Origin of the sequence: Saccharopolyspora sp. ASAGF58 (assembly GCF_012277335.1) — a bacterium.
GTDB classification, from domain to species: Bacteria; Actinomycetota; Actinomycetes; order Mycobacteriales; family Pseudonocardiaceae; genus Saccharopolyspora; species Saccharopolyspora hattusasensis.
The window spans coordinates 3,391,187-3,403,676 of the sequence record NZ_CP040605.1; the positions used below are offsets into that span (position 1 = coordinate 3,391,187).

At 66.2% G+C, this 12,490-nt stretch carries 2 protein-coding genes; both read left to right on the top strand.

Annotated elements, in window-relative coordinates:
* Nucleotides 1–290: 290 nt before the first annotated feature.
* Entirely contained in the window at nucleotides 291–11,510 is an 11,220-nt protein-coding gene (locus FDZ84_RS16200) for a hypothetical protein (protein WP_168586596.1), read from the top strand.
* 30 nt (nucleotides 11,511–11,540) lie between these two features.
* Nucleotides 11,541–12,068 carry a hypothetical protein gene (locus tag FDZ84_RS16205; RefSeq protein ID WP_168586597.1) on the top strand — a complete coding sequence of 176 codons (528 nt, stop codon included), beginning with the start codon at nucleotides 11,541–11,543 and terminating at the stop codon, nucleotides 12,066–12,068.
* The last annotated feature ends 422 nt before the right edge of the window (nucleotides 12,069–12,490 follow it).

Consider the following 12,490-nt stretch of genomic DNA (forward strand, 5'->3'; position numbering starts at 1 on the left):
TACGTGTTGTAGTTCCCCCGTTCGCTCGTGAGCGTGTCCGCTGGCAAGTGATATCTTCATGGATTTGAGTGGAGTGGTGCATGTTCCTGCTGGTAGGAGCGATGTTCTCGTTGTGAGAGGTGTGTTGTGGTTCGGGTAGCCGGGCGGCTGAGGCCGCCCGGCTACCGGGTTTTTGGTGCGTCACCGCGCTCGCGGGTCACAGGGCCGGCGCCCAGCGGGGCGGAAGGGCTGGTTCCCGCGTCCCTCGTTGCTGCCTTGGGTTGTGGTGGCGTTGGGGTGGGGTGGGTGTGATGTTTTCGTCGATCATGGTGCCGGAGGGGGTGCGGCGGCTTTTTCAGGTGTTGACCGGTGAGGATATGACGGATGCGGATGAGGGTGTGTTGTTCGCGGTGGCGGACGTGTTGGAGTCGGGTGCGGCGGAGCTGGGCGAGGTGCGGGCGTTGGTGGCGGAGCTGGTGGGAAAGGTGCGGACGGAGTTTTCGGGGAAAGCGGCGGACCGGTTCGCGGACGGGTTGGGGATTTTTGATGGGTTGTTGTCCTCGGGGCAGGCGGGGTTACTGGATTTAGCGGTGTTCGTGCGGAAGACGTCGCAGCAGGTGCGGTATCTGAAGTTGATGACAATTTATAGCCTGGAATTGCTGTGGTTAGAGATGGCGTGGGCGATGCAGTTTGCGGGGGCGACCGGTGGTGCGACGCTTTTGTGGCTCGCGGCGCGGATGGCGGCGATGCGGCTGTGGTTAACGACGTGGTGGGGCCAGTTGTTCATGCGGTTGGCGATGATGGCGGCTGGTGGTGTGGCGTTCAACGTGGTGCCGGATCTGCAGGCCCAGGTGCAGATGCTGGGTGAGAAATCGGCTGCGAAGTGGGATGGGACGTTGACCGAGCAGGCGGCGGGGATGGGGGCGTTCTCGGCGTTGGTGGCGCTGCCGATGTCGGCGGTGGGCGGTCTGGTCAGCAACACGTTGACGAAGGTCCTGGTGAAGGGCCTGGGCGATGACGTGGACGCGGCGATCCTGGAGGCGGCGGCGAAGAAAGCGGTGGCCGAGCACGCGGAGTTGTATCCGGTGTCGGCGATGGCGAAGTTCGCGGACGTCGTGGCGGAGCATCTGGATGACTATGCGGGGATGTCGGTGCGGGCGATGTGGCTGGCGCGGTTCGGCAGCGGGCTCGGGGAGGCGTTGGCGGGCTCGTTGTCGGAGTTGTTCGGGGAGGTGGCGTATGCGGCGGCGGCGGGTCTGCCGGTGACGTGGAACCCGTATTCGTTGTCGGCGGGTGGGTTCGAGACGGTGTTCAGCGGTGTGGGCACTCTGGCGGGTTTGGCGTTGCGGGGCAAGCTGCACCCGCGAGGCCCGAGCCCGTACCTCGAGGGCACCGGCCGGGGCGGGGGCGGCAGCGACGATGGTGGCGGGTCCGGTGGGGAGAAGACCCCGCTGCCGGGGGCAGGGTCCGGGTCGCAGACAGGGAACATCCCTGGCTCCCCAGACAAAGACAGCACGTTCATCCCATCCGATGCCTCCGATACCTCGCGATCGGATGGCTTGGATGCCTCGGATGGCTCGCAATCGGATGGTTCGCGATCGGATCGCTGGGCCGGCTCGGATTCCCCGAGTGTGTCTGATGTGGACACTGTGTTCTCGGATACCGGGTCGGTGGATTCGGCTGCGGTGTCGGTGTCTTCTGGTGATGACCTGGTGGTGCGCGGTTCCGCTCCGGTGTCTGCCGTTGTTGTGGGCGGCACAGACGGCACGGACGGTACGGACGGTAAGCGGGGTGCCGATGGCGGTGTGCCGGGCGGGACCCCGGCTCGTGATGTTCCCGTGGTGCCCGGTGCCGGCCAGTACCGGCCGGGCACACCACCACCGGCATATCCCGGTGGGGTACCGGGTGTTGGTCCGGACCGGCCGGGCACACCGCCACCGCCGTACAGTCCGGGTCCCGGTGGCGAGCAGGCCGTGCCCGGGAAGCGGCCGCTGGAGGTGTCTGTCTCGAAGACAGCGGACTCCCCGACGGTGACCCCACATGCTTCTGATGTGCCCGCGGACACCCCGCGCCCGGAGACCGGCAGGCCTGGGTCTGTTGTGGAGTCCGACGATCGTGTGCCTGCGGGGCATCCGGCATCGGGAACTGTCGGGTCCGGGTCTGTCGTGGATTCCGATGGTCGTGTGGCCGGGGGGTATCCGGGGTCGCCGGGTGGGGTGACCGGCCGCGATGGGGATCCCGGTGTGGACTCGGTTGCGGGGCGTGGGGATTCGCACCGCCAAGATGAGGCGGTGGTGTCGGCGGATTCGGCGACGCTGCCGGGGGACGGGTCGCTGGCGGCGTCGTCCCTGCATCGGGATCCGGCGGCGGTGTCGCCGGCGGTGTTGCCGGCGGACACGGTGCGGGTGCCGGTGACCGCGGAGGTGGCTGCTGGTGGCAGGTTGGCGGATTTCATGCCGGACGGTGTCGCGGATTCCACGGGCGGGCCTGTGCTGCTGGTATCCCAAGGCGATCCGACTGCGGGTGTGGTGGTGACGCGGGGTCAGGGGTCGGCACTGGCGCAGGATTTGGGCCGCCACGTTGTCGCGATGACGACGCCGGAACAGGCCGGGCGCGAGCCGCGATGGACGGTGTTCCCCGCGAATGGTTCTCGTCCCAAGCCGCTGGCCGGGCCTGGTGCCGCGGTGCTGGCCGGCGGGCGGAGTGGGGGCGTGGCCGGTCTGGCGGACGCCTCGGCAACGGTCCCGGCCGCCGCCGGTGGCAAGACGGTGGCCCGGGGTGAGGCATCGGCTGCCCAGAGGGCATCTGCCCAGGCGAGGTCGGTGGCCGGGGACCCACGGTCCGCGGCCACCACACACGATGACCAGGCGGGCACGCGGCTTTCCGGCCCCCGGTCGGCGCAGTGGCCGGAACAGGACCTGCGCCGGGTTGATGCAACCGCTGCGGAGGAGGAGTCCGGGGATTCTGGCGCGGTGCCGTGGTCGGCTGATCCCGTGGCGGTGGCTCAGGCGGCCGGCATGTCCAGCGGTGCTGATTCTGCTGGTGTTGTGGAACGCGGCCTGGAATCGATGGCGGGACAGCTCCAGCGGTCGAGTCCGGATCGTGGTGGTGCTGGCTGGTCCCGTGATGCTGGTTCGGGCGGGGCGGTAGTACGGCCCAGGCGCGGTGTTTCCCGCGTGTCGGAACAGCCCGGGCTGGCGTCCCGGGAAGGAGAGGCGACCGGTGAGGGGGCGCGACGCACTTCCGCCGATCCCGCTGCTGGTGTAGGACGTCGCCGGGCCTGGCCTAGTGGTGTGAGCGCGAACCAGGCCAGGCCCGCTGGCAACGAACCCGGTGGTGCGGGCCCGAAACGAGCGCCGGAGGATGCGCTAGGGCCGGATGCGGTGAGGCGGGATTCTGGGGTGTGGGCGGTTTCAGCTCCGGTAGCGGAGGGTGGGCCGGTGGGGTCTGGATATCTGTTCCTGCGGGGGGTGAATCAGGCCAACTATTTCTCCGGTGAGGCGGGTTTCCGGGTGAATTGCCTGGAAGCGTTTGTGGCGTTCCATAATTCTCTGAAGTTCGGCCGGCAGTTCGTGGCGGGGCCGGCTGGGGGCGACCGGGATCCGGCTCGGTTGGAGGCGGCGTTCGGGGCGAGGGCCCGGCCGATGGCTGGTGTGGCTGGGGTTGAGCGGTATGTGCAGGGTGTGTCGGTGGGCGTGGCTGTGCCAGTGATTTACCGGCGACAGGATGGTAGCGCTCATGTGATCGCTGCGGTGCATGCCGAAGACCGCGATGGGCAAGGGCGGGTGGCTCTGCTGAATCCGCAGAAGGGGGAGGCAGCCGAGGCCGCTGAGGTCCTGGCTGCGACCGGGATGTGGGTGATCGCGGTGTCGGGGGTGGAAGTAGAAGAGGAGGTGGTGTTGCCGCCCAGTGGTTCCCGGTGGCGAGGCCAGGACGGGGGGTCCGGGCTGCCCGCCGTGGTGACGGGTCCGAAGCGTCGGGGTGGTGCGTCCGGGCCGGTGGCGGGCAAAGCCGGCACGAAGAGCACGAAGGGCACGAAGAGGACGCGGGGGAAGGCTGACCAGGGTTCGCGGGAGGAGGCCGGCGGGAGTTCCCGGGCACCCAAGCGGCGGAAGGTGCAAGGACCCGTTGTTGAGGCTGGTTCCGGGAATCACGGCGGTGAGGGCGACGGGCCCGCGCCGACCAATCCGGCAGCGCAGCAGGACCCAAGTACGGAGCAGGAGCGGAAACAGAAAAACAAGGTACGCGCCGCGACGCGGCTCCAGAAGGAAAAGGCCGAAGCCGCTCTGGTTAAGAAGTTGGAGGCGAAGCCGCGGGAGGCGTTGACGCAGAAGGAAAGGGAGGATCTGGCCCGGTTTGGGCCAAAGGTGGCGAAGCGGAGACGGAAAAACACGGAAAAGGTTGCGAACTGGCTCCGGAATAAAAAGAACCGGATTGCGGAGTTGCAGGAGTTGGAGAGGCTGAACAAGCTGAATGTGGCGCAGGCGGAGGAGTTGGCGGAGCGGCTGATGCAGGAGGAGGAAAAGAGGAAAACTGCCGCGAACGATTTCCGGTCGAGAAAGAACAAAGCCGCCGCCGCGATTGCGTGGTTGGAGGAGAAGGAGCAGCTGACTCCGACGCAGCGGGCCGAGCTCTATTTGCGCAAGAAAATACAAAAGGACGAAAAGGAGCAAAATCCGCTGAAGAACCGAGTGTCGAGGCGGAAAAAAGAGATCGAAGCGTTGCAGGAGCTGCAGAAGCTGCGGGAGCTGACCGAGGCTGAGCGGAACAGGCTGGCGGACCAGAGGGCTAAGCGGGCTGATTCTGTGAAGGTTTTGGAAGCGGTGAGGGAAAGGCTGAAGGAAGATAAGGCGGCGTTGGAGAGGATGCTGGCTGAGGGGGTGGATGAGGTTGGGGGGAGGGTGGGTGTGGGGGCAAGTGGGCAGCAGGATGAGTGGGATGCGATGCCGCCCAGCGGGGTATTGGAGCGGGCTGGGGCTGATCCGGACCATCTTGATCAGGACGCGGGGTGGGAGGGAAGCGAAGATCTCGCTGCGAGTCCGAGGCAGCGGGCCGAGCGCGATTTCCGCAAGAAAATACAAAAGGACGAAAAGGAGCAAAATCGGCTGAGGAACCGAGTGTCGAGGCGGAAAAAAGAGATCGAAGCGTTGCAGGGGCTGCAGGCGCTGCGGGAGCTGACCGGGGATGAGCGGAACAGGCTGGCGGACCAGAGGGCTCAGTGGGCTGTTTCTGTGAAGGTTTTGAAAGCGGTGAGGGAGAGGCTGAAGGAAGATAAGGCGGCGCTGAAGAGGATGCTGGTTGAGGGGCTGGATGAGGCTGGGGGGAGGGTGGGTGTGGGGGCAAGTGGGCAGCAGGATGAGTGGGATGCGCTGGTGCCCAGCGGGGTATTGGAGCGGGCTGGGGCTGATCCGGACCATTTTGATCGGGACGCGGGGTCGGAGGGAAGCGAAGATCTCGTTGCGTGGCTTGATTGGGCGGATGAGGAGGGGGCTGGGTCGGGGGATGCGGGTTCGGCGGAGCGGGGTGGTGCTGTATGGGGTGCGGGGTTGGTTAGCGGCGTTGATTCTGGGTGGTGGGTTGGGGAGGTGATGGGGAATCCAGCCGGGCCGGAGCGGGCTGCGGCATCGTTGTCCGGCCGGGACGAGGACCAGCAGACGGGGGCGGAGGCGGAGTGGGAGTCGGATGCGGTTGTGCGGGTGGAGCAGGCGGAGACGTGGGAGGGGTTGGTTGAGGAGGAGCGGGGGGATGCGACCGGCGATGAGGAGCCGGACGTGCGGGTTGCGTGGCTGCGGGAGTCGCTGAAGCACGCCGAGGCTGACCTGGCTTCGTTGGAGGCGTTGCCGGGCTGGGACGGGAGTCAGCGGGCGGAGTCGGCGGTGTTGCCGGGGTTGGATGGGGGTTGGCGGGAGTACTGGGAAAAGGCGCAGCGGCGTATCGAGCAGTTGCGGGCGGAGTTGGCCGTGATGGTGAACGGCGAGGGTGAACCGGCCGGGCAACACCTGGGTGAGAGGGGAGAGCAGCGGGTTGCGGTGTCCGTGCCGGCTGAGATTGCGGCGTTGGCCGGGCTGACGGATCGGATGGAGCAGCATTTGCAGGCGATGCCGCCGGAGTACAACCCGGGCGGTGTGCGTGAGCGGGTCGAATGGGCGAAGCAGTGGGTGAGCCAGGGGCAGTGGACTCCAGGTCAGTTGCAGACGGTTCGGTCGGGGTTGGCTGCGGTGCGGGCGGCGGAGGGGAAGTTACGACACGTCGCTGGCCGGGCGAAGGAGGTGCAGGCGATAGGCGGGGGCGAGCAGGGGGGCGGGTATCGGTTGCTGGTGGGGGTGAACCGGGCCAACTATTTCTCCGGTGAGGCGGGTTTCCAGGTGAATTGCCTGGAGGCGTTTGTGGCGTTCCATAATTCTCTGAGGTTCGGTCGGCAGTTCGTGGCGGGGCCGGCTGGGGGTGACCGGGATCCGGCTCGGTTGGAGGCGGCGTTGGGGGCGAGGGCCTGGTGGGTGGCTGGTGTGGCTGGGGTTGAGTGGTATGTGCGGGGTGGGCTGGTGGGGGTGGCTGTACCGGTGGGTGTGGCTGTGCCGGTGATTTACCTGCGAGCGGACGGTAGTGCGCATGTGATCGCTGCGGTGAATACCGGCGACGCAGATGGGCAAGGGCGGGTCGTGCTGGTGGATCCGCAGACGGGGGAGGCTGCTGACAAAGATGATGTTTCCGCGGCGATCGGGGTGTGGGTGGTTCCGGTGTCGGAGGTGGCATCGGATCGGGAGGTGGTGCTGCCCAGTGGGTCTGGGCTGCGGCGCCTGGGCTGGGGGGCTGGGCTGCCCGCCGAGGTGGCAGGTCCGAAGCGTCAGCGTCCCGGTGGGCCGGTGGCCGGCACGACGAGGAAACGGGAGCAGGCCGGCGGGGGTTCCCGGGCACCCAAGCGGCCGAAGGTGCAAGGACCCGTTGTGGAGGCTGGTTCCGGGAATCACGGCGGCGAGGGCGACGGGCCCGCGCCGACCAATCCGGCAGCACAGCAGGACCCGAGTGCGGAGCAGGAGCAGAAACAGAAACAAAAGGTATACGACGCGACGCGGCGCAAGAAGGAAAAGGCCGAAGCCGCTCTGGTTAAGAAGTTGGAGGCGAAGCCGCCGGAGACGTTGACGCAGAAGGAAAGCGAGGACCTGGCCCGGTTCGGACCGGAGGTGGCGAAGCGGAGACGGAAAAACACGGAAAAGGCTGCGAACCAGCGCCGGAATAAAAAGAACCGGATTGTGGGGTTGGAGAAGCAGGAGCAGCTGACTCCGACGCAGCGGGCCGAACTCGATTTGCGCAAGAAAATACAAAAGGACGAAAAGGAGCAAAATCGGCTGGTGGCCCGAGTGTCGTGGCTGAAAAAAGAGATTGAGCCGTTGCAGGAGCTGCAGGCGCTGCGGGAGCTGACCGGGGCTGAGCGGAAAAGGCTGGCGGACCAGAGGGCTCAGTGGGCTGTTTCTGTGAAGGATTTGGAAGCGGTGAGGGCAGGGCTGAAGGAAGATAAGGCGGCGTTGGAGAGGATGCTGGCTGAGGGGGTGGATGAGGTTGGGGGGAGGGTGGGTGCGGGGGCAAGTGGGCAGCAGGATGAGTGGGATGCGATGGTGTCCAGCGGGGTATTGGAGCGGGCTGGGGCTGATCGGGGCGAACATTTTGGTCAGGACGTGGGGTCGGAGGGAAGCGACGACCTCGCTGCGAGTCCGACGAAGCGGGCCGAGCTCGATTTGCGCAGGAAAATACAAGAGGGCGAAAAGGAGCAAAAACGGCTGTCGACCCGAGTGTCGTGGCTGAAAAAAGATATCGAGGCGTTGCGGGCGCTGCGGGAGCCGACCGAGGCTGAGCGGAACGGACTGGAGGACAAGAAGGCTGAGTGGGCTGTTTCTGTGAAGGATTTGGAAGCGGTGAGGGAAAGGCTGAAGAAAGACAAGACGGCGCTGGAGATGGAAAGGGCTGCGAACTCGCGCCGGAATAAAAAGGACCGGATTGCGGGGTTGGAGGAGCAGGGGCAGATGACTCCGACGCAGCGGGCCGAGCTCGATTTGCGCAGGAAAATACAAGAGGGCGAAAAGGAGAAAAAACGGCTGTCGACCCGAGTGTCGAGGCTGAAAAAAGAGATCGAGCCGTTGCAGGAGCTGCAGGCGCTGCGGGAGCTGACCGGGGCTGAGCGGAACAGGCTGGCGGGCCAGAGGGCTCAGTGGGCTGTTTCTGTGGAGGATTTGGAAGCGGTGAGGGAGAGGCTGAAGGAAGATAAGGCGGCGCTGGAGAGGATGCTGGCTGAGGGGGTGGATGAGGCTGGGGGGAGGGTGGGTGCGGGGGCAAGTGGGCAGCAGGATGAGTGGGATGCGATGGTGCCCAGCGGGGTATCGGGGCGGGCTGGGGCTGATCGGGGCGACCATTTTGGTCAGGACGCGGGGTCGGAGGGAAGCGATCTCGTTGCGTGGTTTGCTCGGGCGGATGAGGAGTGGGCTGGGTCGGGGGATGCGGGTTCGGCGGAGCGGGGTGGTGCTGTATGGGGTGCGGGGTTGGATAGCGGCGTTGATTCTGGTGGGTGGTGGGTTGGGGAGGTGATGGGGAATCCAGCCGGGCAGGAGCGGGCTGCGGCATCGTTGTCCGGCCGGGACGAGGACCAGCAGACGGGGTCGGGGGCGGAGTGGGAGTCGGATGCGGCTGTGCGGGTGGAGCAGGCGGAGACGTGGGAGGGGTTGGTTGAGGAGGAGCAGGGGGATGCGACCCGCGATGAGGAGCCGGATGTGCGGGTCGCGCGGCTGCGGGAGTCGCTGAAGCAGGCCGAGTCTGGCCTGGCTTCGTTCGAGGCGTTGCCGGGCTGGGACGGGAGTCAGCGGGCGGAGTCGGCGGTGTTGCCGGGGTTCGATGGGGGTTGGCGGGAGTACTGGGAAAAGGCGCAGCGGCGTATCGAGCAGTTGCGGGCGGAGTTGGCCGAGATGGTGAACGACGAGGGTGAACCGGCCGGGCAACACCTGGGTGAGACGGGAGAGCAGCGGGTTGCGGCGTCCGTGCCGGCTGAGATTGCGGCGTTGGCCGGGCTGACGGATCGGATGGAGCAGCATTTGCAGGCGATGCCGCCGGAGTACAACCCGGGCGGTGTGCGTGAGCGGGTCGAATGGGCGAAGCAGTGGGTGAGCCAGGGGCAGTGGACTCCAGGTCAGTTGCAGACGGTTCGGTCGGGGTTGGCTGCGGTGCGGGCGGCGGAGAGGAAGTTGCGAGGCGAGGCTGGCCGGGCGAAGGAGGCGCAGGCGATAGGCGGGGGCGAGCGGGGGGGCGGGTATCGGTTCCTGGTGGGGGTGAACCGGGCCAACTATCTCTCCGGTGAGGCGGGTTTCCGGGTGAATTGCCTGGAGGCGTTTGTGGCGTTCCATAATTCTCTGAGGTTCGGCCGGCAGTTCGTGGCGGGGCCGGCTGGGGGTGACCGGGATCCGGCTCGGTTGGAGGCGGCGTTGGGGGCGAGGGCCTGGTGGGTGGCTGGTGTTGCCGGGGTTGAGTGGTATGTGCGGGGTGGGCTGGTGGGGGTGGCTGTACCGGTGGGTGTGGCTGTGCCGGTGATTTACCTGCGAGCGGACGGTAGTGCGCATGTGATCGCTGCGGTGAATACCGAAGACCGCGATGGGCAAGGGCGGGTCGTGCTGGTGGATCCGCAGAAGGGGGAGGCTGCTGACAAAGATGATGTTTCCGCGGCGATCGGGGTGTGGGTGGTTCCGGTGTCGGAGGTGGCACCGGATCGGGAGGTGGTGGTGCCCGGTGGTTTCGGGCTGCGGCGCCTGGGCTGGGGGGCTGGGCTGCCCGCCGAGGTGGCAGGTCCCCAGCGTCAGCGTCCCGGTAGGCCGGTGGCCGGCACGACGAGGAAACGGGAGGAGGCCGGCGGGAGTTCCCGGGCACCCAAGCGGCGGAAGGTGCCAGGACCCGTTGTGGAGGCTGGTTCCGGGAATCACGGCGGTGAGGGCGACGGGCCCGCGCCGACCAATCCGGCAGCACAGCAGGACCCGAGTACGGAGCAGGAGCGGAAACAGAAAAACAAAGTATACGACGCGACGCGGCGCAAGAAGGTAAAGGACCAAGCCGCCCTGGTTGAGAAGTTGCAGGGGAAGCCGCGGGAGGCGTTGACTCAGAAGGAAAGGGAGGATCTGGCCCGGCTTGGGCCGAAGGTGGAGGAGCGGAGACGGAAAGAAACGGAAAAGTGCGGGAGGCGGCGCCAGAAGGTAAAGGCCGAAGCCGCTCTGGTTAAGAAGTTGGAGGAGAAGCCGCAGGAGGCGTTGACGCAGAGGCAACGGGAGGATCTGGAGCGGTTTGGGCCGAAGGTGGAGGAGCGGAGACGGAAAAAAGCGGAAAGCGTTGTGAACTCGCGCAGGGATAAAAAGGACCGGATTGCGGAGTTGCAGGAGTTGGAGAGGCTGAACAAGCTGAATGTAGCGCAGGCGGAGGAGTTGGCGGAGCGGCTGATGAAGGAGGAGGAAAAGAGGAAAACTGAAGCGAACACTCGCCGGTCGAGAAAGAACAAAGCCGTCGCCACGATTGCGTGGTTGGAGGAGCAGGAGCAGCTGACTCCGACGCAGCGGGCCGAGCTCGATTTGCGCAAGAAAATACAAAAGGACGAAAAGGAGCAAAGACGGCTGTCGAGCCGAGTGTCGAATCTGAAAAAAGGGATCGAGGCGTTGCAGGCGCTGCCGGAGCCGACCGGGGCTCAGCGGAACAGGCTGGGGGACCAGAGGGCTAAGCGGGCTGATTCTGTGAAGGATTTGGAAGCGGTGAGGGAGAGGCTGAAGAAAGACAAGGCGGCGCTGGAGAGGATGCTGGCTGAGGGGGAGGATGAGGCTGGGGGGAGAGTGGGTGTGGGGGCGAATGGGCAGCTGGATGACTGGGATGCAATGGTGCCCAGCGGGGTATCGGAGCGGGCTGAGGCTGATCCGGACCATCTTGATCAGGACGTGGAGTGGGAGGGAATCGAAGATCTCGTTGCGTGGCTTGCTCGGGCGAATGAGGAGTGGGCTGGGTCGGGGGATGCGGGTTCGGCGGAGCAGGGTGGCGCTGTATGGGATGGGTTGGATAGCGGCGTTGATTCTGGTGCGTGGGTTGGGGAGGTGATGGGGAATCCAGCCGGGCCGGAGCGGGCTGCGGCATCGTTGTCCGGCCGGGACGGGGACCAGCAGACGGGGGCGGAGTGGGAGTCGGATGCGGCTGTGCGGGACGAACATTTTGATCAGGACGTGGAGTGGGAGGGAATCGAAGATTTCGTTGCGTGGCTTGCTCGGGCGGATGAGGAGTGGGCTGGGTCGGGGGATGCGGGTTCGGCGGAGCAGGGTGGCGCTGTATGGGATGGGTTGGATAGCGGCGTTGATTCTGGTGCGTGGGTTGGGGAGGTGATGGGGAATCCAGCCGGGCCGGAGCGGGGTGCGGCATCGTTGTCCGGCCGGGACGGGGACCAGCAGACGGGGGCGGAGTGGGAGTCGGATGCGGTTGTGCGGGTGGAGCAGGCGGAGACGTGGGAGGCGTTGGTTGAGGAGGAGTAGGGGGATGCGACCGGCGATGAGGAGCCGGACGTGCGGGTTGCGCGGCTGCGGGAGTCGCTGAAGCAGGCCGAGTCTGACCTGGCTTCGTTCGAGGAGTTGCTGGGCTGGGGGGCTGGGCTGCCCGCCGAGGTGGCAGGTCCTCCCCAGCGTCAGCGTCCCGGTGGGCCGGTGGCCGGCACGACGAGGACGCGGGAGGAGGCCGGCGAGGGTTCCCGGGCACCCAAGCGGCCGAAGGTGCAAGGACCCGCTGTTGAGGCTGGTTCCGGGAATCACGGCGGCAAGGGCGACGGGCCCGCGCCGACCAATCCGGCAGCTCAGCAGGACCCGAGTGCGGAGAAGAAACCGGAAAACAGGGATAGCCAGGCGGCGAATCGCGAGGCGAGAAAGGTCGAAGCCGCCCGAGTTGAGGAGTTGAAGGGGAAGGGGGAGGGGCAGCTGAACGAGAAGGAGAAGGATGAGCTGGCGACGCTCCAGCGGAAGGTGGAGCAGCGAAAGAAGAAAAAGCAGAAAAATAACGCGAATTATCGCAAGCTGGGAAAGGACGTCGCCGCGAGGTAAACATTCAGCGGGTTCGTGAGGGTTGAGCGGCTGGTCTCCGTGCTGAAGGTGATCTTGGGTGGCTGCGGTTGCGGGTATGGCTATCGAAGATGCTTGGGCTGTGGTCGACGCGCTCGCTGATCCGGAGACGTAAACATTCAGGGGCGGGTTTGAGGTGCGGTTTCTGGTCGTGAGGGCATGCCGAACTGCCCGCCGTGCCGCGGGGTTGCCGGAGGGGTGCGGGGTCAGGCTTGGGGCGGGGTCTGGCGGCATCTACGGGTGACCGAGGATCGCTTCGCAGGCTGCGGCGCAGCGGGTGGCAGAGTTGTTGTCGCCGGAGGCGATCGATTCTCTGGTGGCTGACGCTACCAAGTCGGAAATCAACCTAACTCTAACAATTCAATCTCGGCACCAATGAACTGGCGCGGTCAAATGGTCGTAGC